29 protein-coding genes and 1 pseudogene are annotated in these 26,053 nt (G+C 71.0%); 16 read left to right on the forward strand and 14 right to left on the reverse strand.

Annotated elements, in window-relative coordinates:
• Window positions 1–228: 228 nt before the first annotated feature.
• Together ACVJO7_RS32240 and ACVJO7_RS32245 are read left to right on the forward strand one after the other, a co-directional pair.
• Window positions 229–1,203 (forward strand): metal ABC transporter solute-binding protein, Zn/Mn family, encoded by a 975-nt coding sequence (locus tag ACVJO7_RS32240; RefSeq protein WP_491676092.1) that lies wholly within the window; start codon window positions 229–231, stop codon window positions 1,201–1,203.
• Window positions 1,204–1,373: 170 nt separating this feature from the next.
• Window positions 1,374–1,652 carry a DUF1490 family protein gene (locus tag ACVJO7_RS32245; protein ID WP_491676093.1) on the forward strand — a complete coding sequence of 93 codons (279 nt, stop codon included), beginning with the start codon at window positions 1,374–1,376 and terminating at the stop codon, window positions 1,650–1,652.
• Here ACVJO7_RS32245 and ACVJO7_RS32250 read toward each other — a convergent pair.
• Entirely contained in the window at window positions 1,640–1,816 is a 177-nt protein-coding gene (locus ACVJO7_RS32250) for a hypothetical protein (protein WP_491676094.1), read from the reverse strand. The genes ACVJO7_RS32245 and ACVJO7_RS32250 overlap by 13 nt on opposite strands.
• On the opposite strand from ACVJO7_RS32250, the gene ACVJO7_RS32255 reads away from it, so the two are divergent.
• Entirely contained in the window at window positions 1,811–3,874 is a 2,064-nt protein-coding gene (locus ACVJO7_RS32255) for a heavy metal translocating P-type ATPase (protein WP_491676095.1), read from the forward strand. The genes ACVJO7_RS32250 and ACVJO7_RS32255 overlap by 6 nt on opposite strands.
• A 248-nt stretch (window positions 3,875–4,122) precedes the next feature.
• On the opposite strand, the gene ACVJO7_RS32260 is transcribed toward ACVJO7_RS32255, so the two are convergent.
• The 6 genes from ACVJO7_RS32260 to ACVJO7_RS32285 form a co-directional block, all read right to left on the reverse strand.
• Entirely contained in the window at window positions 4,123–4,239 is a 117-nt protein-coding gene (locus ACVJO7_RS32260; protein ID WP_491676096.1) for a ribosomal protein bL36, read from the reverse strand.
• Window positions 4,240–4,354: 115 nt separating this feature from the next.
• The gene (gene rpsN / locus ACVJO7_RS32265) at window positions 4,355–4,660 is read right to left on the reverse strand and encodes a 30S ribosomal protein S14 (RefSeq protein ID WP_491676097.1); all 306 of its coding nucleotides are present in this window, start codon (window positions 4,658–4,660) and stop codon (window positions 4,355–4,357) included.
• Window positions 4,660–4,896: a 50S ribosomal protein L28 gene (gene rpmB, locus ACVJO7_RS32270; protein WP_491676098.1), complete on the reverse strand. Its 237-nt coding sequence runs from the start codon at window positions 4,894–4,896 to the stop codon at window positions 4,660–4,662. Before rpmB ends, rpsN begins: the two co-directional genes overlap by 1 nt.
• Window positions 4,897–4,900: 4 nt before the next feature.
• Window positions 4,901–5,143, reverse strand: coding sequence for a 30S ribosomal protein S18 (gene rpsR, locus ACVJO7_RS32275; RefSeq protein ID WP_491676099.1), 243 nt, complete (start codon window positions 5,141–5,143; stop codon window positions 4,901–4,903).
• On the reverse strand, window positions 5,143–5,310 hold the full coding sequence (gene rpmG / locus ACVJO7_RS32280) for a 50S ribosomal protein L33 (protein ID WP_210027700.1): 168 nt from the start codon (window positions 5,308–5,310) through the stop codon (window positions 5,143–5,145). The genes rpsR and rpmG overlap by 1 nt, the downstream gene beginning before the upstream one ends.
• 34 nt (window positions 5,311–5,344) lie before the next feature.
• The gene (locus ACVJO7_RS32285) at window positions 5,345–5,632 is read right to left on the reverse strand and encodes a hypothetical protein (RefSeq protein WP_491676100.1); all 288 of its coding nucleotides are present in this window, start codon (window positions 5,630–5,632) and stop codon (window positions 5,345–5,347) included.
• A gap of 256 nt (window positions 5,633–5,888) precedes the next feature.
• On the opposite strand from ACVJO7_RS32285, the pseudogene rpmF reads away from it, so the two are divergent.
• Window positions 5,889–6,036 (forward strand): annotated as a pseudogene (gene rpmF / locus ACVJO7_RS32290) (50S ribosomal protein L32); the annotation flags it as partial.
• 425 nt (window positions 6,037–6,461) lie between these two features.
• On the opposite strand, the gene ACVJO7_RS32295 reads toward rpmF, so the two are convergent.
• The gene (locus ACVJO7_RS32295) at window positions 6,462–6,929 is read right to left on the reverse strand and encodes a Fur family transcriptional regulator (RefSeq protein WP_491676101.1); all 468 of its coding nucleotides are present in this window, start codon (window positions 6,927–6,929) and stop codon (window positions 6,462–6,464) included.
• Between the two features lie 212 nt (window positions 6,930–7,141).
• Window positions 7,142–7,486 (reverse strand): ArsR/SmtB family transcription factor, encoded by a 345-nt coding sequence (locus tag ACVJO7_RS32300; RefSeq protein WP_491676102.1) that lies wholly within the window; start codon window positions 7,484–7,486, stop codon window positions 7,142–7,144.
• A gap of 105 nt (window positions 7,487–7,591) precedes the next feature.
• Between ACVJO7_RS32300 and ACVJO7_RS32305 the strand changes: the two genes are divergently transcribed.
• Both ACVJO7_RS32305 and ACVJO7_RS32310 read left to right on the forward strand, forming a co-directional pair.
• Window positions 7,592–9,535 carry a heavy metal translocating P-type ATPase gene (locus ACVJO7_RS32305; RefSeq protein ID WP_491676103.1) on the forward strand — a complete coding sequence of 648 codons (1,944 nt, stop codon included), beginning with the start codon at window positions 7,592–7,594 and terminating at the stop codon, window positions 9,533–9,535.
• Between the two features lie 309 nt (window positions 9,536–9,844).
• Entirely contained in the window at window positions 9,845–11,137 is a 1,293-nt protein-coding gene (locus tag ACVJO7_RS32310; protein ID WP_491676104.1) for an MFS transporter, read from the forward strand.
• Window positions 11,138–11,900: 763 nt separating this feature from the next.
• Here ACVJO7_RS32310 and ACVJO7_RS32315 read toward each other — a convergent pair.
• The 5 genes from ACVJO7_RS32315 to ACVJO7_RS32335 all read right to left on the reverse strand — a co-directional run bounded on the left by ACVJO7_RS32315 (window position 11,901) and on the right by ACVJO7_RS32335 (window position 16,247).
• Window positions 11,901–14,186: a heavy metal translocating P-type ATPase gene (locus ACVJO7_RS32315; RefSeq protein WP_491676105.1), complete on the reverse strand. Its 2,286-nt coding sequence runs from the start codon at window positions 14,184–14,186 to the stop codon at window positions 11,901–11,903.
• A complete protein-coding gene (locus ACVJO7_RS32320; protein ID WP_491676106.1) occupies window positions 14,186–15,145 on the reverse strand; it encodes a DUF8832 domain-containing protein in 960 nt (319 codons plus the stop codon). The genes ACVJO7_RS32315 and ACVJO7_RS32320 overlap by 1 nt, the downstream gene beginning before the upstream one ends.
• 98 nt (window positions 15,146–15,243) lie before the next feature.
• Window positions 15,244–15,456 (reverse strand): heavy-metal-associated domain-containing protein, encoded by a 213-nt coding sequence (locus tag ACVJO7_RS32325; RefSeq protein ID WP_491676107.1) that lies wholly within the window; start codon window positions 15,454–15,456, stop codon window positions 15,244–15,246.
• A 106-nt stretch (window positions 15,457–15,562) separates the two neighbouring features.
• On the reverse strand, window positions 15,563–15,847 hold the full coding sequence (locus ACVJO7_RS32330; protein ID WP_491676108.1) for a metal-sensitive transcriptional regulator: 285 nt from the start codon (window positions 15,845–15,847) through the stop codon (window positions 15,563–15,565).
• A 97-nt stretch (window positions 15,848–15,944) separates the two neighbouring features.
• On the reverse strand, window positions 15,945–16,247 hold the full coding sequence (locus tag ACVJO7_RS32335; protein WP_491676109.1) for a hypothetical protein: 303 nt from the start codon (window positions 16,245–16,247) through the stop codon (window positions 15,945–15,947).
• A gap of 143 nt (window positions 16,248–16,390) precedes the next feature.
• On the opposite strand from ACVJO7_RS32335, the gene ACVJO7_RS32340 reads away from it, so the two are divergent.
• The 10 genes from ACVJO7_RS32340 to ACVJO7_RS32385 all read left to right on the forward strand — a co-directional run bounded on the left by ACVJO7_RS32340 (window position 16,391) and on the right by ACVJO7_RS32385 (window position 25,908).
• Complete coding sequence (locus ACVJO7_RS32340; RefSeq protein WP_491676110.1) at window positions 16,391–16,741, forward strand: NADH-quinone oxidoreductase subunit A; 351 nt, start codon at window positions 16,391–16,393, stop codon at window positions 16,739–16,741.
• Window positions 16,732–18,096, forward strand: coding sequence for a hypothetical protein (locus tag ACVJO7_RS32345; RefSeq protein ID WP_491676111.1), 1,365 nt, complete (start codon window positions 16,732–16,734; stop codon window positions 18,094–18,096). The genes ACVJO7_RS32340 and ACVJO7_RS32345 overlap by 10 nt, the downstream gene beginning before the upstream one ends.
• Complete coding sequence (locus ACVJO7_RS32350; protein WP_491676112.1) at window positions 18,093–19,019, forward strand: complex I subunit 1 family protein; 927 nt, start codon at window positions 18,093–18,095, stop codon at window positions 19,017–19,019. The genes ACVJO7_RS32345 and ACVJO7_RS32350 overlap by 4 nt, the downstream gene beginning before the upstream one ends.
• The gene (locus tag ACVJO7_RS32355) at window positions 19,020–19,580 is read left to right on the forward strand and encodes an NADH-quinone oxidoreductase subunit J (RefSeq protein WP_491676113.1); all 561 of its coding nucleotides are present in this window, start codon (window positions 19,020–19,022) and stop codon (window positions 19,578–19,580) included.
• On the forward strand, window positions 19,577–19,882 hold the full coding sequence (locus ACVJO7_RS32360) for an NADH-quinone oxidoreductase subunit NuoK (RefSeq protein ID WP_491676114.1): 306 nt from the start codon (window positions 19,577–19,579) through the stop codon (window positions 19,880–19,882). Before ACVJO7_RS32355 ends, ACVJO7_RS32360 begins: the two co-directional genes overlap by 4 nt.
• 3 nt (window positions 19,883–19,885) lie before the next feature.
• On the forward strand, window positions 19,886–21,706 hold the full coding sequence (locus ACVJO7_RS32365) for a proton-conducting transporter transmembrane domain-containing protein (protein ID WP_491676115.1): 1,821 nt from the start codon (window positions 19,886–19,888) through the stop codon (window positions 21,704–21,706).
• A gap of 4 nt (window positions 21,707–21,710) precedes the next feature.
• A complete protein-coding gene (locus tag ACVJO7_RS32370; protein WP_491676116.1) occupies window positions 21,711–23,216 on the forward strand; it encodes a complex I subunit 4 family protein in 1,506 nt (501 codons plus the stop codon).
• Between the two features lie 4 nt (window positions 23,217–23,220).
• Window positions 23,221–24,657: an NADH-quinone oxidoreductase subunit N gene (locus tag ACVJO7_RS32375; protein WP_491676117.1), complete on the forward strand. Its 1,437-nt coding sequence runs from the start codon at window positions 23,221–23,223 to the stop codon at window positions 24,655–24,657.
• A 52-nt stretch (window positions 24,658–24,709) separates the two neighbouring features.
• Window positions 24,710–25,156: a DUF6153 family protein gene (locus ACVJO7_RS32380; protein WP_491676118.1), complete on the forward strand. Its 447-nt coding sequence runs from the start codon at window positions 24,710–24,712 to the stop codon at window positions 25,154–25,156.
• A gap of 68 nt (window positions 25,157–25,224) precedes the next feature.
• The gene (locus ACVJO7_RS32385) at window positions 25,225–25,908 is read left to right on the forward strand and encodes a DUF305 domain-containing protein (RefSeq protein ID WP_491676119.1); all 684 of its coding nucleotides are present in this window, start codon (window positions 25,225–25,227) and stop codon (window positions 25,906–25,908) included.
• The last annotated feature ends 145 nt before the right edge of the window (window positions 25,909–26,053 follow it).

A 26,053-nucleotide genomic window follows, 5' to 3' on the forward strand; every position in this document is an offset into this window, starting at 1 on the left:
CCACGCGCGTCGCGCCCGGCACGTGTCATCGGGCAGAGCCGACCCGATCGCGGCGTGAATGACCGCCTACGGCGTGACCAGTCAGCGGCACTCGTCCAGCACGCAAAGATCACACCGGTAACGGGCTCTCCCGCTGTAAGGTGAGTCGACAATGATAGTCGATATGCATGTCGATATGTTGATGGGAGCTTCTCTGTGTCCCCACACCGGTTCCGTCCGACCGCACTCGTGGCGGGTTTAGCCGCGCTGAGTCTCGGACTGTCCGCCTGCGGGGCCGAGCAGGGCGAGGAGCCCGTCGGTCCGGACGCTGCACGGCTTCAGATCGTCGTATCCACCGACGCCTGGGGCTCCGTCGCGCGAGCCGTTGGCGGCGACCATGTCCAGGTCGAGTCGATCGTCGAGGGGGCGAACTCGGACCCGCACGGCTACGAGGCGACCCCGCAGGACGCAACTACCCTCGGTGACGCCCAGGTCATCGTCATGAACGGTGGTGGTTACGACGCGTTCATGACCGGCCTGATCGACGCGTCCGGCAATCGGGCGCCGGTCGTCGACGCAGTCGAAGCCTCCGGGCTCGAGGGCGCCGGCGAAGCAGCTGAGCGCGGCCACGAGGGGGAAAGTCCCGAGGAGCATGCTGCGCACGCTGACGAGGGAGCCGAGCCCGGGCACGGCTCGTTCAACGAGCACGTCTGGTATCACCCGGCAACCGTGCAGAAGGTCGCGCAGCGCCTGGCCGACCGGCTCGCCGAGATCGACCCGGCGGCGGCCCAGGATTTCCGGAGCAACGCCGACGCCGTGGGCGACGAGATCGCGACGTTGACCTCCAAGGCGACCGAGATCGGTCGGACTCATCCGCAAGCCCGGGTGGCCGTCACCGAGCCGGTGTCGGACCATCTGCTCAACGCTGCGGGAGTGCAGGATGTGACGCCGCCGGAGTTCTCGGCTGCGGTCGAGGGGGCCACCGATCCGCCGGCGGCCGTCACCGCCCAGATGCTGGATCTGTTCCGCACTCCTCCGCCGGTCGACGCGCTGATCGTCAACAGCCAGACGCAGTCCGCGACGACCGACCAGGTCCGTGCTGCCGCTGAGCAGGCCGGCGTGCCGGTGATCGAGATGTCGGAGACCCTCCCCGAGGGAACCAACGACTATGGGCAGTGGATGAACGACAATCTCGACGCGCTCGTCGATGCCCTCAACCGCTGACCGAAGCTCCCGGCGTTGGCTGCTGCAACCTGGCTCGGCTCCACGACTACGCCGGGCACTGTGGAGTCCGCAGCCTCGATCGGAGTCGGAGTCCTGCTCGGCGTAGTCTGGGACCGCCTACCTCAGGCGATGTCGACGCTGCAGGTGGGAACGAACGAGAGGCGGTGCTCGTGTTCGCAGCAGTGGCCGGGAAGGCCGCGAGCCTGGTGGCCAGCGGCTTGGCCGGGGCCGTGGCGTACGACGGCGTGAAGCGGGTGGTCCGCTCCGGTGCAGTTCGCGAGGCCGCGGTGACCGCGACGACGTGGGGCCTGCGCGGGGCTCGCGCCGCTGAAACCGGCGCCGAGAAGGCCCGTCTGACGACTGCGGACATCGTGAGCGAGGCCCGCGGCCGGATCGGCGAGCAGACCCCCGCACCGGGCGCCGGTGACGGGCACGGTCACGAACACTGAGGTCGACCATCCTGAGTAGCGACCTCGCGGGCCCGGATCTCACTGTCGTCAGCGACGCGGCCGGGCGTGTCCGTTTCGCCGTTCCCGCGCTCCGCGATCAGGTCGCGCTGGCCGTCGCCGTCGAGGACGTCGTCGACCACGTCGCCGGTGTCCGGCAGGTGCACGCCTACCCGCGCACCGGCAGCGTCGTCGTCTGGTACCGCGACGGATGCGACGGGATCGAGTTGCGCGAGGCGATCAGCAAGGGCCTCGGCGCCGATCCGGAGGCGACCGTGGCCCGCACCCCGCGTTCGGCCGACCCCCAACACGGGGAGTTCGCCCGTCTCGTGGTGGGCGGGGTCGCGCTGGCCGCGCTCGGGTTCCGCCGCTACGGCCTGCGCCGTCCACCGATGCTCGGACCGACCAGCCGTACCGTCGCCACCGGTGTCACGATCTTCACCGGGTACCCGTTCCTGCGTGGCGCGCTGCGCTCGCTGACCGGTGGCCGCGGCGCGGGTACCGACGCGCTGGTCTCCGCCGCGACGGTGGCCAGCCTGGTGCTGCGGGAGAACGTCGTCGCACTCACCGTGCTGTGGCTGCTCAACATCGGCGAGTACCTGCAGGACCTGACACTGCGCCGCTCCCGCCGGGCGATCTCCGACCTGCTGACCGGCACAACGACACGGACCTGGATTCGCCTGGCTGACGGCAGCGAGATCGAGGTCGACATCGACGACCTGGTGCTCGGCGACGAGGTCGTGGTGCACGAACGGATCGTGCTACCGGTCGACGGCGAGGTCGTCGGGGGCGAGGGCGTCATCGACCAGGCGGCGATCACCGGCGAGCAGCTGCCGGTCTCGGTCGCGCCCGGCACGACCCTGCACGCCGGCTCGGTGCTGCTGCGCGGGCGGATCGTCGTCCGGGCGACCGCGGTCGGCCAGGACACCGCCATCGGTCGCATCCTCGAGCGGGTCGAGCAGGCCCAGGGCGACCGCGCGCCGATCCAGACCGTCGGGGAGAACTTCTCCCGCCGGTTCGTGCCGGCGTCGTTCCTCCTCGCAGGTCTCACCCTGCTGGCCACCCGGGACGTCCGCCGCGCGATGACGATGCTGCTCGTCGCCTGCCCGTGCGCGGTCGGCCTGTCGACACCGACCGCGATCAGCGCCGCGATCGGCAACGGCGCCCGCCGCGGCATTCTGATCAAGGGCGGTGCCCACCTGGAGGCCGCCGGACGGGTCGACGCGATCGTGTTCGACAAGACCGGCACCCTGACCCAGGGGCGCCCGGTCGTCACGAACGTCATCGCGTTCCACGACGACTGGACACCCGAGCAGGTGCTGGCCTACTCGGCGTCGTCGGAGATCCACTCCCGACATCCGCTGGCGCAGGCGGTCATCCGCTCCACCGAGGAGCGGCGGATCGAGATTCCGCCGCACGAGCAGTGCGAGGTGCTGCTCGGACAAGGCATGCGGGTGCAGGCCGATGGCCGCGTACTGCTCATCGGCTCCCGGGAGCTACTGCGCGCGCAAGGTGTGAAGGTCAGCCGCAGGGCCGCCGACTGGGTCCGCAAGCTGCAGCGAGCCAGCGAGACCCCGCTGCTGCTCGCGGTCGACGGCGAGCTCGTCGGTCTGGTGTCGCTGCGCGACACGATCCGCCCCGAGGTCGGCGACGTGCTGGTCAAGCTCCGTGCCGACGGTGTGCGGCGGATCGTCATGCTGACCGGCGACCACCCACGCACCGCGCAGGCAGTGGCCGGACAGCTGGGCATCGACGAGTACCGCGCGCAGGTGATGCCCGAGGACAAGCAGGACGTCGTGCGGGCGTTGCAGGCCGAGGGCCACACGGTCGCCATGGTCGGCGACGGCACCAACGACGCCCCGGCACTCGCACTGGCCGACATCGGGATCGCCATGGGCGCCGCCGGGACCGACGTGGCGGTCGAGACCGCCGATGTCGCGCTGGCCGCCGACGACCTGAACGCCCTGCTCGACCTGCGTGACCTCGGCCGGCGCTCGATCACCCTGATCCGGCAGAACTACGGCATGTCCATCGCCGTGAACGCCGCCGGGCTGCTGGTCTCCGCCGTCGGAGCGATGTCGCCCGTGGTGGCGGCGATCCTGCACAACGCGTCCAGTGTCGCCGTGGTCGGGAACAGCTCACGACTGATCCGCTACCGGATCCCCACGAGCATGTCGACATCACTCACCGAAGGACCCCTGCTCGAAGCCCACCCGGATCAGTGAGGGCCACCGTCAGGACGCCAGTGGATCGGGTGTGAGATGGACCCGCGCGAGCCTCTCGACCAGCTCCGGTAAGGCACCATCCGGAGCGCTACCTCGCCGCAGGGCCCGGTAGCTCTGCAGGACCGCGTCCGACACCGTCGCGCGCGTCACGCTGCAGCCGAACTCCGCGCACAGTCGTGTCGTGGCTTCGTCACAGCAGGCCATGCACTCGGTCGAGGTGGCTGCCGCGCGGCTCGACCTGGTCACCCCTACCGGGCCTTGTTCCGCGGATTCTTCTTGTTGATCACGTAGACCTTTCCGTGACGACGGATCACCTGTGCTCCCGGCTTGTTCTTCAGGGAACGAAGCGATGTGCGCACCTTCATGTTCATCTCCTCGAGGTGGCGGCCACGCCGGAGCGCGACAGCGTGTTCTCTCCACCGGTTCCCGGCCCCGAACCGGAGGCCCGGGGCGCGGGACCGCTGGACGTCGGCGGGTGAGTCACCAGCTGGACTTGCGCACCCCCGGCAGGGCGCCGTCGTGCGCCAGCTCCCGCAGCCGGACCCGGGAGACCCCGAACTTGCGCAGGTGCCCGCGCGGGCGCCCGTCGACCGAGTCGCGGTTACGGACCCGGGTCGGGCTCGCGTCGCGCGGCTGGCGACGCAGCTCTGCCGCCGCGGCGGCCTTCTCCTGCGCGGTGGCCGACGACCGCGCGACGACGGCCTTCAGCTCGGCCCGCCGCTCGGCGTACCGAGCCACGATCGCCTTCCGGCGCTCGTTCTTGGCGATCTGTCCCGTGGTGGCCATCAAACACGTACTCCCCTCGTGCGGACCCGCGCGACCGCGGCAGCGACGCCGATCCGGTCCACGGTCTTGATCCCCTTCGCCGAGAGCGTCAGCCGTACCCAGCGACCCTCCTCGGCGAACCAGTAGCGCTTCGACTGCACGTTCGGGTCCCAGCGCCGGCTCGTGCGCCGGTGCGAGTGCGACACCCGGTTCCCGAACGACGGCTCGCGGCCGGTCAGATCGCAACGTCGGGACACCTGCTCACCGCCCCGCGTTCGGGTAGGGCAGCAGGGCCATCTCCCGCGCGTTGCGGATCGCGACGGCCACCTGCCGCTGCTGCTGACCGGTCAGGCCGGTGACCCTGCGGGCACGGATCTTGCCGCGGTCGGAGATGAACGTGCGCAGCAGCGCGGCGTCCTTCCAGTCCACGTGGACGATCTTGCGTGCGGCGATCGGGTTCGGCTTGCGGCGGGTGGTGCGCGGCGGCTTGTTCCGGGGCGGCATCAGCGCTCCTCCTTGAACTCGACGTGCCTGCGGATCCGCGCGTCGTACTTGCGCAGCACCAGCCGGTCCGGGTCGTTGCGGCGGTTCTTCCGCGTGACGTAGGTCGTGCCGGTGCCGGCCGTCGACCGCAGCTTCACGATCGGCCGGACGTCGGTCGTCTTGGCCATCCCTCACTCTCCTACAGATGAGAATCATTTTCGTTTACGCTACACCCGAGGTTGTCCACGTCCACTCCGGGAGGAAGTCATGACCGAACTGGTGGTCCTGTGCGGGACCGTGCCCGACGCGGTGGAACGGACGGTCGCGCGGATGCGGGAGCTCGACCCGGATGTCGTCGTCCTGCACCACGAGCTGCACGACCTGGACCGCGGCCAGGTGCAACGCCGCTACCGCGACCGCGAACTCGACGAGCGCACCGTGCTGGAACTCGCCGGCGAGTGCCGGCGGTGGTCTGCAGATCAGGTACATCGACGAGTGGCTCGACGCCACCGGGGAGCAGGCCTGGGAGCAGTGAGCGACCAGCGGCGGGCACTGGCCGCGCCGAGCTGGCACCCACTCTGGGCGACCGGGCCCAGGACCTGGTCGTGCTCTGTAACGAGGCCGACCCCTTCGAGATCGACGCCGGGGAGGACGCCTGGTCCGCCCTGCCCGACCCCTCCGACTGGGCGCATGACGGACCGTGCTCGGACCCCGAGCCGGTGGGCGGCGACCTCGCCGCCCGTGACGAACGAGAGGGAGACAGCTGATGGCCGTCCCGAAACGACGCATGTCGCGCGCGAACACCCGGCACCGCCGGTCGAGCTCGAAGGCGCAGGCCCCCGACCTCGTGCCGATCACCGTGGAGGGCCGCCCGGCACCTGGTCCCACGCAAGCTCGTCCCGGCCTACCGCCGCGGCCTGCTGACCCGCCGCGGTAGTCGACGGGGCCGCGGACATCCCTGCCGCCGCACCCCGGTCCCGGTGCTAGCAGGCCTCATCGCCGCCGCCCTGGGCCCTTACTGCACCAGAGCAGCCGTCGGCGTGGTCCTGGGCCCTCGAGCTCCGCCCGCCATGCACGTACTGTCTGTGGCGGCCGAACCATTCCTGCTGCACGAAGGCCGCGACGGCTCGGGATCGCTCGCGCCCTCGCCTCACTCGGCTTCCTGGCCTCGCCCGCAACCGCCGAACCCCAGCTGGGGACACGTGCTCGCCGACGGGATCTCCTACGTCGAACGTGCCTTGGGCGCTACTGGGTCCGGCCGAAATGCCGAAACTCGCGATCTCACCTGCTTCGGTTGGCCGGTCCTGCAGCGCGGGCACTCCCAAGGAGTGGAGTCGCCTCATCCGACAGCGTTTCCACGCGCTGTCGTCCCTGAGCACGAGGCGCACCGACCGGGCAGCGCGACATGCACCGGATCGAGGCGGAAGCCGGTGTGCCGGGCGAGGTCTGCGGCCACGCCGTCCAGGACCGACGGCGGCATCTCGTGGATCATGTCGCACTCCTCGCAACTCAGATGCACGTGGGCATGCGAACGCACCGAGTAGACCGGGGCTCCATGGCCGAGATGATGGTGGCACACCATGTCGAGCCGAGCGAACAGCTCCAGGGTCCGGTAAACCGTGGAGATGTTGACTGCGGCCGCATGCTTGCGCACCTGCGCCAGGATCTGCTCGGGCGTGGAAAGATCCAGCTCACACACCGCATCGAAGATGTGCTGCCGATGCGCGGTCCTGCGCAAACCGCGCGCATGAAACAGGTCTGCTTCCACGGGACCGCGATCGGACTCGTCAACTCCGAATCGGTTCACGCCTGTTGATACTAGTGGATCTTGAATGCCGGACCTCGTTCGCATACCGGCACAGTATTCACTTTCGTCCCTTCAGCGTTGTCCACGACCGCATCTCGTCGATCGGCAATCGGTCCCGTCGGAGCCTCGAGAGCACTCGAGCTCATCAGCCGTCGAAAAGGGCGGGCGGGACCTCATCCCGCTCGCCTACCCGAACAGGCATTCGCCAACGGTTACAGAGCCGCACTGGAGCCGACGGACTCCACTGCCTCCTCACCGATACTGAGGGCGTGTTCCAACACCGGGCGAACGCGGACGTCAATCACCGTGTAGTAGATGAACGTGCCCTCACGCCGATTGTCGACCAAGCCGGCCAATCGCAGCTTGGACAGGTGCTGACTGACCGCGGTGGGGGCGGCACCGACGATCTCGGCCAGGCAAGCGACCGAGGTCTCACCCTGCAGGAGCGCCCAGAGGATCTTGACACGCGTCGGGTCGGACAGCATGCGCAGGGCGTCGGCCGCCCGGCGGACGCCGTCCTCCGACGGCATCGAGAAGCCGACGATCGACGTGTGCACACCACGCAGTCTACGACACCTGCGTACCTGAGCGGGTACGCCAGCATCTCACTGCGCTGACAGCTGAGTACGTATCTGCATGCCTACGCATGTAGTGTGCGAGCCGTGCGTACTGCTCTCCACCTTCCCGAGGTCCGCTGGGCCGGGGCATCTCTTCTCGCGTTCGTTGTGGCCTTCGGGACCGACCTGCTCGGAGCTCCCTCCGCTGTGGTGATCGGCGCCTACCTCGCCTGCTACATCCTGGGAGGCTGGGAACCCGCGCTCGAGGGCCTGCGCGCCCTGCGCCGGAAAAGTCTTGACGTCGATCTCCTGATGGTCGTCGCCGCGGTCGCGGCGGCATCGATCGGTCAGTGGTTCGATGGCGGCCTACTGATCGTCATCTTTGCGACCTCGGGGGCGTTGGAGTCGGTGATGACCGCCCGGACCCGGGCGAGCATCGATGCTCTGCTCGACCTCGCTCCGGAGACCGCCACGCTTGTCGATGACGACGGCGCCGAACGGCGGATCCCCGCCGGCGATCTCGTCGCGGGGCAGACCGTGGTGGTCCGGCCGGGAGAGCGGATTCCCGGTGACGGTCGGGTCCTCAACGGAGTGTCGGAAGTCAACACGGCAGCTCTGACCGGGGAGCCTGTGCCAGTACACCGGCGTGCCGACGACGACGTGCTGGCGGGCACCGTCAACGGCACCGGCGTACTGACCGTGCACGTGACCCGCGACGCCGCCGACACCGTGGTCGCCGGCGTCGCGGCGCAAGTCGAACGAGCCGCAGAGACCAAAGCGGTCCGCCAGCTGTTCATCGAGAAGGTGGAGCAGCGCTACTCGGTCCTCGTCGTCGCCGCGACCGTCGCACTGCTGGCAGGACCACTGCTGTTCGGGGCACCGTTCGAAGAGACCCTGCTTCGGGCGATCGTTTTCATGATCGTCGCCTCCCCGTGTGCGATCGTCCTGGCCACGATGCCGCCGTTGCTCGCCGCAATCGCGGTGTCCGGACGTCGCGGCACCTTGGTCAAGGACGTCACCGTGCTGGAAGCCCTGGCCGAAGTCGATGCGGTCGTACTGGACAAGACCGGAACCATCACCAACGGCCGACCCCAAGTCGTCGACGTGGCGGCGCTAGGAGGCCGCGATGAGCCCGAGGTGCTGGCGCTCGCCGCAGCTGCTGAGGCCGGCAGTGAACACGTGCTCGGTCGCGCGGTTCGCACGCACGCCATCGGCCGCGGCCTCGAACTACCCACCGCGGACGGCTTCGAGGCGATCCCTGGCGAGGGCGTACGAGCGCGAGTCGGGGCTGCAACTGTGGTGGTGGGCCGCCCCGAGCTACTGGCCGCCCCCGACCCCGTCGTGGCCGCACACGTCCGTGAACACCAAGAGGCCGGACGGACCGCGGTCATCGTCCTCGTCAGCGACACCGCAGCTGGTGTGATCGGCCTGTCCGACGAGCCACGCCCGGGCGCCGCCGCGGCCATCACCGAGATCCGGCGCACCATCGGTGACGACCCGGAGGTACTCACCGGCGACGCCGAACGTCCCGCCCGCGTCATCGCCGAGCGGCTCGGACTGAACCGAGTGCACGCCGGACTGCTACCCGCGGCCAAAGTCGATATCGTCCGTGAACGGCAGGCGACCGGCCGGCGCGTACTCGCCGCGGGAGACGGCATCAACGACGCACCCCTTCTCGCCGCCTCGGACGTCGGACTCGTGGTCGGTGACGGCGCGGGGGCGCTGTCATTGGAAGCTGCCGACGGCGTACTCACCCGCGACCCGCTCGGGTCCCTAGCGCCCCTGGTGGAACTCGCCCGCCGCGCCAAGAGGATCGCCCGGGCCAACCTCGCATTCGCAGCCACGGTGATCGTCGTGCTCGTGGGATGGGACCTGTTCGCCACACTGCCACTGGTCATCGGAGTCGCCGGACACGAGCTGTCCACCGTGCTGGTGTGCCTCAACGGGCTCCGACTCCTTGTCAGTGCACGCCACCACGACCGCAAGCCCGACCGCTCCGCGACACTCGCAGCAGCACCCCCCGCACGAGAAAGTGTCAAGACCGGCTAGTCCGACTGGTACCGCTCGCGGCGCACCGTTTGTGTGATGTTCGACCTTCCTACTGCGCATTCATGGCGACAACGCACGCGATCCCTCCTCGATTCACCAGGAGGGCGACAAGCTGCACTTTCCGCGCGAGTCAGCGCGCCTCCCAGTGGCAGCTGTGAGCGTTTGCCTGTCGGGAATCCTTCCTTGCTGCATCACTCTGGCACGTGAATCGTTGGGGCGTTCTGTTCCGGCTCGTATGGTCCCTGACGGACCACATCGGGCTCGGAGGAAATGATGCGATCGCTGTTCGCGAACACACGGTTCCGGCGGTTGTTCGCCGCGCAGGTCGTCGCGCTCGTGGGGACCGGCCTGACCACGGTCGCACTCGGCCTGCTCGCCTACGATCTGGCCGGCGAACGGGCCGCACTGGTGCTGGGTTCGGCGCTGACGGTCAAGATGGTCGCCTACGTGCTCGTCGGACCGGTGGTCGGTGCTGTCGCCGACCGGGTACCGCGGCGGCGGCTCATGGTGGCCGCCGACCTCGTCCGATCTGGTGTGGTCCTGGCCCTGCCGTGGGTGACCGAGATCTGGCACGTGTTCGTGCTGATCGGGGTCCTGCAGGTCGCGTCGGCGACGTTCACCCCGGTGTTCCAGTCCGTGCTCCCCGATGTCGTCCCGGACGAGCAGGGCTACACCCGGGCCTTGTCGGCGTCGCAACTGGCCAGCAGCCTCGAGACGGTGTTGAGCCCGTTGCTGGCCGCCGCGGCACTGGCGGTGCTGAGCTATTCGTCGCTGTTCGTCGGGACGGCCGTCGGGTTCGCCGTGTCAGCCGTGCTGGTCGTCGTCACCGTCGTGCCACCGGTCGTCGAGCGAGCACCAGGCGGATTCGGTACCCGTCTGTTCCTCGGTGTGCGGTTGTTCCGCGCGGTGCCCCAGCTGCGCGGCCTCCTCGCGCTGAACGCGGTCGTCGCCACGGTGGGGGTCGTTTCCTTGGTCACCACCGTCAACGTGGTCCGTGACCTACTCGGTGGCTCCGACTCCGAGGTCGGGATACTGCTTGCCGTCTCCGGTGCGGGCACCGCCATCGCGGCCGTCGCCTCCCCCTGGATGGCACGCTTGACATCCACGCGCTCGGTCATGCTGACCGGCGCCGGAGTCTCGCTCACCGCCGCAGCCATGACCGTGCTCGTCGGGCTCTACCCCTCGTGGCCGATTGCGGTTCTCGCGTGGACGCTCGTCGGCTTCGGGCCGGGATGGATCATGGTCAACACCGGGCGCCTACTTCGCGCATCCTCCGGCCCGGCCCAGCGACCCGCGCTCTTCAGCGCCCAGTTCTCGCTCTCCCACGCCTGCTGGCTGATCACCTATCCGCTGACCGGCTGGCTCACCGTGGCCGTCGGATTCACCGGAACCTGGATCATTCTTGCCGTCCTGGCGGTCGCCGCAACCGGCGCGACGATCATGCTGTGGCCCCGGACCGGAGCGGACCACATCGTCCACCGCCACGACGACGGCGTCGATCATGCTCATCTCGCTCGAGCACGGTGGACGGCGCGGGGTTGGACGCATTCGCATCCGATCGTCGTCGACGACCGGCACCCACACGGGCCGGTGCCGGCCTAAACCCAGCACGTCACCGACAGGCCAGGGTGCGCTCATTCCGCAGCACGCAGAGCTGGTGAACGGATGCAGCGGAGCCCGGCGGCACCGGCGCGGTGACGCGGGACCGGAACAGGAAGAACGGGCAGCCCCCAGCCGCCCCTGCCCTCCCTCCCCCGGCTCGCACCCCAGGTGATTCTGCCGTCGGTTGTGGACCCAAGAGCAGAGCCGCCACCGTCGGCGCATCAGCGATGCTTGCCGCGTCATTCGGCCACCAGCCCCGGCTCTTCATGAGCGGTTCGGCGTGTCGGGTCCGGGTAGAAGAAAGTGCCCCGCTACCAGGGGAAACTGGGATTTCTGAAGTCGCACTCCACCGGGTAGAAGCGCACTTTCAAGGTGCAAGCTACAACGACGCGTCAAAGGATCACCGCAACCCGGCTGCTCCACGTCGCAGCGCGGCTCACCCGCGGACAACGCCGGCTCCGGCTGCGCATCCAACACTGCTGCTGGCCATGGGCCAGGGAGCTGGCCGCCGCGTTCACTCACCTCGCCCTGCTGCCCGTCCCCAGCTGGTTGATCCCCTACCCCGACACGACGAGCGGCGGGAGCCACCGGCAGAACAGCGGGCCGGATACCTCGCCATGCCCACCCGCTCGAACCGAGCACAAACGAAGATCAATCTGCTCGATCGCAGATCAGCTGACAGTCCCCAGCTCGATGAAGCACCGGGGCTAACAGTGGGTTAACAGCGCCCTCCGTGGTGGAGAGCGGCGCTGTGTGCGGGCCGTCAGACCGCGTGTGCTCGGAAGCGGCGCAGTCGCAGGCTGTTGCCGACGACGAAGACCGAGCTGAACGCCATGGCCGCGCCGGCGATCATGGGGTTGAGCAGGCCGAGGGCGGCAAGGGGGATCGCGGCGGTGTTGTAGGCGAAGGCCCAGAACAGGTTGCCCTTGATCGTGGTCAGGGTGCGGCGGGAGAGCCGGACCGCGTCCGCGGCGGCGCGCAGGTCGCCGCGGACCAGGGTGATGTCGGAGGCTTCGATGGCGACGTCGGTGCCGGTGCCCATGGCCAGGCCGAGGTCGGCCTGGGCGAGGGCGGCGGCGTCGTTGACGCCGTCGCCGACCATCGCGACCACCTTGCCCTCGCCCTGCAGCCGCTCGATCACGGCCAGTTTGTCGGCGGGCATGACCTCGGCGATGACGGTGTCCGGGCCGGGTTCGATGCCGACCTCGGCGGCGACGGTGTCGGCCACCGCCTGGTTGTCGCCGGTCAGCAGGACCGGGGTGAGCCCGAGCCTGCGGAACTCGGCGATCGCCTCGGCGGAGGTGGCCTTGATTGTGTCGGCGACGACGAGCACGGCGCGGGCCTGGCCGTCCCAGGCGACGGCCACGGTGGTGCGGCCCTTCGCGGCCTCGCCCGCGGCGGCGTCGGCGAGCTCCCCGTCCAGCGGGACCGACCACTGCTCGAGCAGCCGGGGCCGGCCGACGAGGACGGCGTGGCCCTCGACGATCCCCTGGACGCCGAGGCCTTCGTGGTTGGTGAACTCCTCGACGCCGGGTAGGTCACCGGTGCGCTCGATGGCGCCGGTGGCGATGGCGGCGGCGATGGGGTGTTCGGAGGCCTTCTCCAGCGCGCCCGCCAGGCGCAGCACGGTCGTCTCGTCGACGCCGTCGGCGGTGTGGATCCCGGCCAGGCTCATCGTCCCGGTGGTGACGGTGCCGGTCTTGTCCAGCACCACGGTGTCGACCCGGCGGGTGGATTCGAGCACCTCGGGGCCCTTGATCAGGATGCCCATCTGGGCGCCGCGGCCGGTGCCGACCAGCAGCGCGGTCGGGGTGGCCAGGCCCAGCGCGCACGGGCAGGCGATGATCAGGACGGCGACGGCGGCGGTGAACGCAGCGGTGGCGCCGACGCCGGCGCCGAGCCAGAACCCGAGGGTCACCGCGGCGATCACGATGACGATCGGGACGAACACCCCGGAGATGCGGTCGGCGAGGCGCTGGACGGCGGCCTTGCCGTTCTGGGCGTTCTCGACCAGTTTCGCCATCTGGGCGAGCTGGGTGTCCGACCCGATCCGGGTGGCCTCGACGACCAGCCGTCCGCCGGCGTTCACCGTCGCCCCGACGACGGTGTCACCGACGGTGACCTCGACCGGCACGGACTCGCCGGTGAGCATGGAGGCATCGACCGCGGAACGTCCCTCGACGACCGCGCCGTCGGTAGCGATCTTCTCGCCGGGCTTGACGACGAACCGGTCGCCGACCACGAGTTCGGAGACCGGGATCCGGGTCTCGGCGCCGCCGCGCTGCACCACGACGTCCTTCGCGCCCAGTTCGAGCAGGGCCCGCAGGGCGGCGCCGGCGCGCCGCTTGGAGCGCTGCTCGAAGTAGCGGCCGGCGAGGATGAAGGTGATGACCCCGGCGACGACCTCGAGGTAGATGTTCCCGGCGCCGTCGGTGGGCGCCACGGTCAGCTCGAACGGGTGCACCATCCCCGGGATCCCGGCGGTGCCGAAGAACAGTGCATAGACCGACCAGGCCATGGCCGCGGTCGTGCCCATCGAGATGAGGGTGTCCATGGTGGCCGCGCCGTGGCGCAGGTTGGTCCAGGTGGCCCGGTGGAACGGGGCGCCCGCCCAGGCCCACACCGGTGCGGTGAGCACCAGCGAGAGCCACTGCCAGTTGGTGAACTGCAGCGCCGGGACCATTGCCATGGCGACCACCGGCACAGCGAGCACGGCGGAGACGATCAGCCGCTCGCGTAGCGTGCGCAGCTCGACATCGGCACGACTCCCGTCGTCCTCGGTCCGGTCGCCGGCCTGGTCGACGGACGGTCGGGTCGCCGAGTAGCCGGCGGATTCGACGGTGCTGACGAGCTCGTCGGTGCTGACGCCCGCGGGCGCGGTGACGCGGGCCTTCTCGGTGGCGTAGTTGACGGTGGCGGTGACGCCGTCGAGCTTGTTGAGCTTGCGTTCGACCCGGTTGGCACACGAGGCGCAGGTCATGCCGCCGATGGCGAGTTCGATCTCCTGAGTCGTACCGTGCCCGTCCGGCTGCGTGGTCGTGGTGGTCATCAGTGGCCTCCCTCGCGGTGGTCGTCGCCGTGCCCGGTGGCGGGAGCGGCGACGGGTGCCGAGCCGGTGGTCGGGACGGTGAACGCCGCGGTGCGGACCTCGCCGTCGTGGCGGAAGTCGAGGAACAGCCGGTAGGTCCCGCTGCTCGGGACCTCGGTACCGAACGTGATCTGCGGGCCGGGGGCGGTGCGGCCGTCGCCGAGGCTGCCCTGCGGGTGCACGTGCAGGTAGCCCAGGTCGCCGCTGCGCAGTGCGACCAGGTGGCCGTAGGCGCCGAGGTAGGGCTGCAGGTCGGTGACCGGCTTGCCGTTCCGGGTGACGCTCAGCGTGACCTCGCCGGACCGTCCCGGGGTCAGGTCGCCGTCGAGGGTGACCTCGTAGCCGCCGGGTGCGGTGGCGGTGCGGTTGGGGTCCGGCGCGACCGGGATGAAGTTGCCCGGGGCGAACACGTCGGCGCCGAGCGTGGCCGGGGTGCCCCCGGTGGGGGCGAAGTCGGCGAAGGCCCGGTAGGTACCGGCGCCCGCGAGGGTGACCGGGGTGCGCCAGATGCCGTCGGCGTCCATCACCGGGTGCAGGTGCTGGAAGTCGGCGGTGTCGCTGCGGACCAGGATCAGGTGCATCCGCTTGTCGTGGGCGACGTCGAAGCCTGTCACGGGGGATCCGTCGGCGCGGGTGATGCGGAACGCGAGTTCGGTCGGCGTCTGTGCCGGCAGGGTCGTCGCGACCGGGGTCAGGGTGAGCCCGTCGGCGGTGGACGCCAGCCCGGCGGGCTGCGCGTGCGGCGCCGGGTTCGGGGCCGGTGCTGCTCCATGTCCTGCACCGGGACCGGCTGGACCGCTCTGGGCGGTGGGGCGCAGGTGATCGGTGGGGGCGTCGACGGTCATGCCGGTCGCGAACGCGCCGGCACCGAAGAGGACGACGGCCGCGCCGTAGGCGGACAGTCGTGCTGCGGTCTTCATCGTGGAAGTCCTTCGGTAGGACCCGATGCGGGTGGACGACCCTCACGCAATGCCGAAGATCGTGACCCGTGCCGGGTGGGGACAGGTGAGGTGGGGCGTCAGGCCCCCGAGGTGACCTCGTAGCCGGCTTCCTGCACGGCTGCGCGGACCGCGTCGGCGGAGAGCTCGCCGTCACTGGTGACGGTGACCGCGCCGGTGGGCAGGTCCACCGCTACGTCGGTCACGCCGGCGATCTCGCTGATCTCCTCGGTGACCGAGCTGACGCAGTGACCGCAGGTCATACCGGACACGGTGTAGGTCGCAGTGCTCATGATCGGGATACCTCCTCGTGACAGCCCGCGCGTCGGACGCGGGCAGGTTCGGTCACCGGAGACGGGCCTCGCCGCTCCGGGTTCCGGTCCTCTCCGGGACCTGGGGTCAGGAACGGACCAGGCGTGCGATCGCGGCGCTGGCCTCCTGGATCTTCTCGTCGGCGACCGCACCGCCCTCGGCGGCGGCGTCGGCGACGCAGTGCTTGAGGTGCTCGTCGAGCAGGCCCAGCGCGACGGCCTCGAGCGCCTTGTTGACCGCCGATACCTGGGTCAGGATGTCGATGCAGTACTTGTCCGACTCGATCATCTTGCTGATCCCGCGGACCTGGCCCTCGATCCGGCGCATCCGCTTGACGTGCGCGTCCTTGTTGTCGGCATATCCGTGTTGCATCGCTCTACCTCCTCGGAACCCTCACCAATATACCCCTAGGGGGTAATGGCATCAACGGTTGACCGTGAGAGGCCGCTCACCAGGTTGAACGTCCCGGTCAGCGCGTTGAGGGTCGCCACTGCGACGATGTCGGCAACATCCCGGTCACTGAAGCCGCAACCGCGCAGCTCCTGCACCCGGGCCGGGCCTGGATCGCGATCGAGATGAGTTCGCCGGTGCGCCGGGCGAGCGTGATCCGCTTGGCGTGCCGGTTCAGCTCGAGGTGACCACCCAGAACCGCCGGCGAGTGCGCCATGGTCGAGACCATGTCACCGGGCGTCCCGCGTTCGGCGAACTGGGCGAGCATGCGCGTGGCCGACCCGCGTGCGGTCGACGGATCGAGCGTGTCGAGTCGAGCCATGGCTCCTCCTTGCGTCGATACCCTCTGGGGGTATAGTGCTAACACCCCCAGGGGGTATGAAACAAGCAGCGTTGCTCCGCTCGCGCCAGATGCATTGCGGGGGTACGGTATGCGCCCGTTGCAGCTGATCAGGAGGGTTCGAGGTGGAGGAGTTCGTTCCGCTGGCCATCCTGACCGGCATAGTGCTGGCCCTCGTGGCGACAGCCGTCGGGGCATCTCGACTGGTCACGGTCGGCCCGGCTACCGGGGACCGACTGCCGCATCTGGGGGGTCTGCCACCGGTCGAGCACGCGGTCTCGCGCTTTCACGTCCGCTGGTACACGGTGACGATGATCTTCCTCGCCTTCGACATGGAAATGATCTTCATGTACCCGTGGACGGTCGTGGTCGCGACGATGGGGACGACCGCGGTCGTGGAGATGTTCCTGTTCCTGGCCATCCTGCTCGCCGGCGTGCTGTACGCGTGGCGCGAAGGAGCGCTGCGATGGACCTGACCGCTGCCCTGCTCCGCTTCACCGCGCGAGTTCCGCACGTCCTGATCGTCGGCGTACCCGGCCACCCGGACCTGCACCTGGACGTCGAGGAGGCGGTGCGGCTCCGGGGGTGGCCGGGGGCGACCGCTCCGGCCGACACCGACGTGCTGATCGTGGCCGGACGCGCGGGGCCCGAGCTACGCGAGGTCGTCGACTCTCTGTGGCGGCAGATCCCCGCGCCACGCGTGCGCGTCGAGCTGGCCGACGACGCCACGGCCGCGGACCTGGAGGACACACTCGCGACGCTCCCCCCGCGGCTCGCGGACGCGCGACACGCACGAGCCGAAGCGGCCGCGGCCGCCGGGCTCGCCGACGACCGGGCAGCAGTTGGTGCTGCACACGGGCACGAACACAGCGGGCACGACGACGGTGGACACGACCAGCACGGCGGGAGGGCCGCGGGCGGGCCCGGCCAAGGCCACGACGAGCGGCGCGACGGTCACGGCGAACCCGCCCACGACGGCGGGCTCGGCGAGCACACCGACCACGACCACCACGGCGACCACACCGGCAATCAGCACACCCCCGACAACTCCGGCGTAGCAGACGAGTCCGAGCACGGCGCGCATGGTGAACACAACGGTCGGCACGGCGAGCACCACGATGAGAACGCCGGTGGGCACGGTGGAGGACACGACCATCACCACATGGACATGCCGCTGCCCGGTGGGCTGTCGATGGCCGACGTCGCGGACGACCGCGACGGCCTGGCACTCGATGTCCTGCACCTGCCGCTGGGGCCGGTGCTGCCGGAGTGGCCGGCCGGTCTGGTCGTCGACGTCGCGCTGCAGGGCGACGTCATCACCTCGGCGACCGCCCGTGTGCTCGATGCGGGCGAGTCCGGGCCACCGGGCCGGGCCCGGGTGTCGGCCGCGGTGCGCGACCTGGACGCGCTCGCGCGGATCCTGGCCATCGCCGGCTGGCGCGGCCCGGCGACCCTCGCCCGCGTGCTGCGCGACCGCCTGCGCCGCGGTGAACCCGTGGCTGATCTCGCGCGTCTGGTCCGCACGATCCGCCGATCGAGGCTGCTGCGCGTGATGCTGCGTGGCACCCCGTCAGGTGCCGGTGCCGACGTCGCGGATCTGCTCGAGCAGCGCCTCGTCCGGATCGAGGCGCGCGCGGCCGGGACACCGGTCGACGATCCGGAACGCCCGAGCCCCGCCGACCTCGGGGAACGCCTGGCCGGCGCGGAGTTCGCAGCGGCACGGCTGCTGATCGCGGCGCTGGACCCGGACGTCGACGGTGTCGTGGCCGCCACCGCGACTCCCGGTCCCGGTCCCGGTCCCGGTCCCGGTCCCGGTCCGGAGCAACGATGAGCGCCGCGATCCTGCTGCTACCGGTGGCGATGGGCGTGGCGGTGTGGTTCCTCGCCGCCCTCGACATCGCGGTGGGCGTCCGGTCCGCCGGTGGGCGGGCCGGGGTTCGGGCTGCGGTGGTCGAGCCGGTCCGCGCGACGGCGCGGCTGGTGATCGGGCAGCGGCGCACCACCCTGGCCGCCGACGGGCTGCTGCGGTGGGCGGGGATCGTGTCGTTGATCGTCGCCGCGATGCTGGCGGCCGCCGTCGTCCCGCTGGGCGAGCGCCCGCCCGCCGACCTGTCGGTCGGCGTCGTCTGGTTCAACGCGATGGAGGTCGTGGCCTGGGCGGCGGTGTGGCTGGTGGGCTGGGGCCCCAACGGGGCGTTGTCACTGGTCGGCGGGTACCGGTTCGTGGCCCAGGGGCTGTCCTACGAGCTCCCGCACATGTTCGCGATCATCACCGCGGCCCTGGCCGCGGGGAGTCTGCGGATCACCGACATCGTCGACGCCCAGGCGGGCCTGTGGTTCGTCGTGCTGATGCCGGCGGCGTTCGTCGTCTACCTGCTCAGCGCGGCCGCGATGGCGTTCTGGGGGCCGTTCGACGCCCCGGTGGCCCGGGACACCGCAGGGGGCGCGGCCGCAGAACTGTCCGGTGTGGACCGGTTACTGTTCGCGGCCGGGCGCCGGCTGTTGCTCGTGGCCGCCGCGGCGATGGCGGTCCCGCTGTTCCTCGGCGGCGGCCACGGGCCGTGGCTACCGGCCTGGGCATGGGTAGGGCTCAAGACCGCAGCCGTGCTGGCGCTGTTGGTCTGGCTGCGCCACCGGTTCCCGACGATCCGGATGGACCGCTGGGCGGAGATCTCCTGGGTCGTGCTCGTGCCGCTGACGATCGTGCAGGCGCTCGTCGTCGCGCTCGTCGTGCTCGCCAGAGGAGGGCTGTAGATGACCGTCGCCGTGTTCGGCCTGCTGGCGCTGCTGGCCATCGCCTCCGGCGTGCTGGTGTTCGTCGTCGACTCGATGGCGCGCGCGACGTTCTGCCTGCTGGTGTCGTTCCTCGCGGTCGCCGCGATGGTGCTGATGACCGGGCTGGCCTACCTCGGTGTCGTTATCATCCTCATGATGATCATCGAGATGGTGATCATGGCCGTGTTCATGGTCATGTTCATGATGAACCCGGCCGGGTTGATGCCGATGTCGATGTTCCACAACACCCGCGGCGCGGCCGTCATCTCGGGCCTGGTGTTCACCGGACTGGCCGCGGGGGTCCTCGTCGTGGACTGGCCGCAGCGCCGAGGTGCGCCTGCGCCGGATCCGACCGTCGCGCTGGGCGAGGCCCTGATGGGTGGCCACATGCTGACGATGATGACCCTCGGCGTGACGCTGTTCGCCACCATCCTGGCCACCGTGGTCCTGTCCACCGGGCGCGGTCGCTACGACCGGCTCGGCGACGACCTCGACGGCGAGCGTGCCGACGACCCGGCGGGTGGGGGTGTCGGTCGATGATCCTCGAGGCGTTCCTGCTGGTGGCCGCCGCACTGTTGTGTATCGGGCTGTTCGGTGCGCTGACCCAGCAGTCGATCGTGATGCTGATGATGGGCCTGGAGCTGATGATCAACGGGATCATCCTGGCCGCGGCCGCGTTCTGGTATTTCCTCGCCCCGGCCGCCTCTGATGGTCAGGTGATCGTGGTGGCGGTGGTGACGGCGATGGCGATCGAGATGGCGATGGGGTTTGCCGTGGTCACCGCGATCTACCGGGCCAAGCGGGTCGACATGACCGATTCGGCCGCCGAGCTGGAGGGCTGAGCGGTGCCCGGTGCCGTGCTGCTCGCCCTGCTCGTCGGCCTGCCGACCGTGGTCGGGGCGGTGCTGCTCGTGGCGCGCCCGGCCCGCGGCGCGACCGCGACCGGTGTCACAACCGCCGCAGCCACGCTCGCCGTCGCCGCGGCCACCGCGGTCACCCGCCCGGCATCAGAGGTGGCGTTGCTGGCCGGTGTGCGGGCCGGGTTCGCGGTGGACGGGTTGTCGGCGGTGCTGGTCGTGCTGGTCGCTGCGGTGTTGCTCGCCGCGCTCGTTGTCGCTGCGGCCGAGCCGGACCTGCGGACCGGCCGGTTCCACGGCCTGATGCTGATCTTCGCGGGGGCGATGCTGGCCACCGTCACCGCGACGACGCTGCCCGTGCTGTTGATGGCCTGGGAGGTCATGGGCGCGATGAGCTGGGCGCTGATCGGCTACCGGCTCGGTGACCGGACGGCCACCCGCGCCGGAACGGTCGCCTTCCTGACCACCCGCGCCGCCGACCTGGGGCTGTATGTCGCCGCGGGCGCGGTACTGGCCGGTGGGGCGGGCACGATGGCACTCGCCGATCTTCCGGGCCTGGACGGCGGCTGGCTGCACCTCGCGGTCGCGGGCGTCGTGCTGGCCGCGCTCGGGAAGTCCGCGCAGCTACCGTTCAGCTCCTGGCTGTCCGGGGCGATGCACGGACCGAGCCCGACCTCGGCGTTGCTGCACTCGGCGACGATGGTCGCCGCCGGTGGCTACCTGCTGCTGCGCACCGCCCCGGCGCTGGACGCGACCGGCTGGGCGGCGCCACTCGTGGCGTGGGTGGGTGTGGCCACAGCGCTGGTGCTGGGCCTGGTCGCCGCGGTGCAGGACGACCTCAAGCAGCTGCTCGCTGCGTCCACCTGCTCGCAGATCGGGTTCATCGTGCTGGCCGCCGGGATCGCCGCGACGCAGGCCGGGGCGCTGCAGACCGTGGCGCACGCCGCGGCGAAGAGCCTGCTGTTCCTGGTCGCCGGCCTGTGGCTGGCCACACTCGGCAGCCGTAGCCTCACCGGTGGCCTGCGGGGCGCCGCGCGCCGGCATCGGGTCCTCGGCGCCGCGTTCAGCGTCGGGGCGCTCGCGCTGGCCGGGCTGGCGCCGTTCGGGTTGTGGGTCGGGAAGGACGCCGTGCTGGCCGCGGCACCGGCGATCTCGCCGGTGTTGTATGGGACCGGGCTGGTCGCCGGGTGGACCGCGGCGTTCTACGCCGGACGTGCGCTGTGGTTGGTCTGGCGCCCCACCGCCCGTCCGGTCACCGACACCGGACCGACCCGCCTGCCCCGCCCGGCCGTGGCGACGACCGTCGTGCTCGCCGTCGCCGCCGCGGCCGCCGGGCTGCTGGCGCTGGGGCCGGCACCGCTGCGCCCGCAGCCGGCCCCGCAGGCCTGGGAGCTCGTGCTCTCCGCCGTACTCGCCGCCATCGGTGTCCTGGTGGCCCGACGCTATGCCGAGCGGGTCCTCGCCCCGGGGCTGTTGGTGCGCTGGCTCGACCTGGAGGAGCTCGCCCAGCGCGGTCTCGCCCGGCCGGTACTGGTCCTGGCCGGGGCGCTGGCCCGGGTCGACGACCACGGGCTCGCCCGCATCCCCGCCGGCGCGGCCCGCGCCACCGCCCGGCTGGCCACGCTGGTCACCGCGCACGGCGAACGCGGCGTCGACCGCGCCGTGGCCGGGATCGCCGACGGCGCCCGCGCGCTCGGCCGGGCCGCCCGGCGCCCGCAGACCGGGCAGCTGCACCAGTACTACGCGCAGGCATCGGTGGGATTCGCCCTGCTCGCCGCCCTGGCCGTCCTCGTCCTCGTTGTGGGGTGACCCGTTGCTGTCGCTGATCGTGTTCCTGCCCGCCCTGGTCGCGGTCGCGCTGTCGGTGGTGCCGGCCCGGGCCGGCACACGGGTGTTCGCCGGTGCCTGGGTCGCGACCGGCCTGGTGCAGCTCGGGCTCGTCGCCGTGGTCTGGGCCGGCCTGCCCGCCACCGGCTACGGCTCGGTGGATCGGCTCGCGTGGGTTCCCAGCGCCGGGATCTCGTATCACCTCGGCGTCGACGGCCTGTCGCTGCCGTTGCTGGCGCTGACCGCGGTGCTGTTCACTGCGACGGCGGTCTACACGCTGCGCGGCATCGCCCGCCCGAAGGGCTTCGTGCTGCTGTTCCTGGCGTTGCAGGCGGTCAGTGCGGGCCTGTTCGTCGCGCTCGACCTGATCCTGTTCTTCCTGTTCTTCGACCTGTCGATCGTGTTCATGTACTTCGTGATCGCCGGGTGGGGCACCGGCGCGCCGGCGCGGCGGGCGGCGTTGACGTTCTTTCTCTACACCTTCCTGGGGTCACTCGCGCTGCTGCTCGGGTTCATCCTGCTCGCGTTGGCCGGACCGCAGGTCACCTTCGACATCCCGGCCCTGGCCGCGCAGAACCCGCTCGCCGGCGGCGGCGGGTACGCCGGGCTGACCCTGCTGGTGATCGGGATCGGGCTGGCGGTCAAGACTCCGCTGTTTCCGTTCCACACCTGGCTGCCGCCCGCGCACACCGAGGCGCCCGCGGCCGGGTCGGCGATCCTGGCCGGGATCCTGCTGAAGATGGGCACCTACGGCTTCGTCCGGATCGCGATGCCCCTGCTGCCCGCGAGCTGGCGCCAGTTCGCCCTGGTCGCCGTGGTCCTCGGGGTGGTCTCGGTGCTCTGGGGCGCGCTGGTCGCACTCGCCCAGACCGACCTCAAACGCATGATCGCCTACACCTCGGTCAACCACATGGGCTACGTCCTGCTCGGGCTCGGCGCGGCCGGGCTGGTCGCCGGCAGCAGCGAGCAGGCCCGCACCCTGGCCACCGCGGGCGCGACCTACCAGATGGTCAGCCACGGGTTGATCACCGCGGCGCTGTTCCTGCTGGCCGGGTCGCTGCACGAGCGCGGCCACACCTACGACATGGCCGCCTACGGCGGGCTCGCGACCCGCACACCGCGCTTCGCCGGGCTGTTCGCCGTCGCCGCGTTCGCCTCACTCGGCCTGCCCGGGTTCTCCGGGTTCATCGCCGAGTTCCAGATCTTCGCCGGAGCCCTGGGCGCCGTCCCGGTCGCGACAGTCGTCGCGGTGATCGGGATCCTGCTCACCGCGGCACTGTTCCTTCTCGCCATGGGGCGGATGCTGCCCGGCGAGGTCCGCGTGCCGGACGGGCCGGGCACACCGCGCCCGTTCGCCGACCTCGGGCCGGGGGAACTGCTCGCGATCGGGTCCCTGCTGGTGCTCGCCACCGTCCTCGGCCTGCTGCCCCGGGTGCTGCTCGACGTGATCGAGCCGGCCGCTCGTACCGTCAACGACCTGGTCGCCCGGTGAGCACATGGACATGATGGTCCGCAGTGACCCGACCGCCCTGATCCCCGAGATCGCGCTGCTGCTCGGCGCGGTCGCCGGGCTGCTGCTCGGCGCCTGGACCCCACGCCGGCGCCAGTGGACCATCCGGCTACTGGCAGCACTCGCCGCCGCGGTCGGGTTGGCGGCCACCGCCGTCGCCGCGACCCGGCCGCCCGAGATGGTGTTCGGCACCTACGTCCTCGACACCGCCACGCACACGACCCGGGCGATCGTGCTCGTCACGACACTGGCCCTGATCGCGCTGTGCGGCGACACCGTCGCCGGGCACCGCCGCGAGACCGAGTTCGTGGTGCTCGTCCAGCTCGGCGCGCTGGGCTCGATGCTGCTCGGCGGGGCAGCCGACCTGATCCTGCTGTTCGCGGCGTTCCTGCTCGCCAGCGTCCCGCTGTATGCCCTGGCCGGCTGGGCGAAGCAGGGCGCCGCGACCGAGGCGGCGCTGAAGTACTACCTCGCCGGCGCGCTCGCCGGAGTCACCACCCTGGCCGGAGTGACCCTGCTGTTCGGCGTGGCCGGGGCAACCGGCTACGCGGGCGTCGCCGAGGGGATCACCCGGGGACCGGGCGGCGCCGCAGCGGTCGGGCTCGTCGCCGTGCTCGCCGGTCTGGCGTTCAAGGCCGGCGCGGTCCCGGCCCACTTCTGGGTGCCCGACGTCGCCGACGGCACCCCGCCCGCGGTCGCCGCCGTGATCACCACGCTGCCGAAGATCGGTGCCCTGGTCGCCACCTACCGGCTCCTGGACTCCGCCATCCCCGCCGACGTCGTGGACTGGCCGCTGCTGGTCGCGATCCTCGCCGCGGCGAGCATGACACTGGCCAACCTCGCCGCCTTCGCCCAGACCTCGGTGCTGCGCCTGCTCGGCTACTCGACCGTGTCCCAGGTCGGTTACCTGCTGATGGCCGTCGCCGTCGCCGGCCGCGCACCGCTGGCCCAGCCTGCGCTGCTGTTCTACCTCGCCGGCTACGCCGTCACCAACATCGCCGCCTTCGCCGTGGTCGCCGCCACCGCCCAGCGCAGCATCGACGGGCACCGCGGGCTGGCGCGCCGCGACCCGTTGCTCGCGATCGCACTCGTCGTCGCGCTGCTCGGGCTGGTCGGCACCCCGCCGACCGCGGTGTTGTTCGGCAAGCTCGTCGTGTTCACCGCAGCCGTCGACGGTGGCCTGGCCTGGCTGGTCGTGCTCGCCGTGCTCAACACCGTCGCCTCGCTGTTCTACTACCTGCGCGTCATCGCAGCCGCCTTCACCACCCCCGACAACGACCATGCCGGCGCCGTGGACCACGCCGGATCGGGGAGCCGGTCGCGCCCGTGGGCGCGGTGGACCGCGCTCGGCACCGCCACGCTGTCGTTGCTGCTCGGCGTGGGCGCAGGTGCGGTCCTGGCCGTGGTCGGGACACCGACATGAACGGCACGCACGGCTGCACGGGCCGCGCAGCCACGCCGGTACCGTGGCCGACATGGGCAACAGGCAACACGGACTGCAGCTGGTGCTGCTGGTCCTGCCTGTCCTGCTCGGGCTCGTCGGGATGCACGCGCTCGTCGCCCCGGCTGCCGCCCCCGCAACGGACACCGGGCATCAGGTTGCGGTCGCTACGTCCGTAGTCGGACACACCGACCTCCGAGCCGACGCGGCCTCCACGCCGCCGTCTGCTCCGGTGTCGGCCGCGGCCGACCACGGCCCGATGCCGGCCGACCACGGCGAGCACGACGCCCACCTGCTGCACCTGTGCCTGGCGGTGCTGGCCGCCGCCGGGCTCGCTCTGCTCGCGGCGTGGCTGTTCCTCGGGCGCCTGACGCTCCCGGCCTCGGTCACCCCGGCCCGGCAGCTGGCCCACGGCATGCCGGCCCAGCGGCCACCGCCCGTCCCCCGAAGACTCGCCCAGCTCTGCGTGATGCGGACCTGATCGGCCCCCGGCGCGACAGAGCGCCGGATCCGGCCCGATCACACCGACACGGAGAGCCAGAACCACACATGAAGATCAACAACGTGGCCGCCGCGGCCACGACACTGACTGCTGCCCTCGTCCTGTCCGCCTGCGGCGGTGGGGACCCCGCCGGCAGCGCCGCACCCGCGAACCCGGCACCCACCACCAGCGCCGCCGCCGCTCCCAGCGCGGCGATCTCGGCCGAGCACAACCAGGCCGACATCGCCTTCGCCCAGGGCATGATCCCGCACCACCAGCAGGCCGTGGAGATGTCGACGCTGGCCACCGACCGCGCCGGCAGCGACGACGTCCGCCGCCTCGCCACCGAGATCGAGCAGGCCCAAGGCCCGGAGATCGCCAAGATGCAGGCCTTCCTCACCGCCTGGGGCGCACCCGCATCCGGCGCCATGCCCGGGATGGACCACGAGTCGATGGGCCACGGCCCCGACCAGAACGGTATGGGCCAAGGCGGCATGGGACAGGGCGGCATGGATCAGGGCGGCATGGCCGGGATGATGACCCCCGAGCAGATGGGCCGGCTCGAGCAGGCCAACGGCGCCGACTTCGACCGCATGTTCCTCGAGATGATGATCGCCCACCACGAGGGTGCGGTGCAGATGGCCCAGACCGAACTCGCCAACGGGACCAACCCCGAGGCGAAGGCACTGGCCCAGCAGATCGTCGACGCCCAGGAATCCGAGATGACCGAGATGCGCGAGCTCCTCGGCTGACGGGCCCCCGGTCAGGGTGAGCCGGCACCGAAAGGTCGCTCTCACCCCTGCCGATACGGGCGGGGGGTATGTACGGTAGTCCGTAACATACCCCCCGCCCGTATCGACGAAGGAGGCTGTCCGATGGCGAAGAGCGCGAGTCGGC

Source organism: Pseudonocardia sp. DxW, from assembly GCF_058448985.1.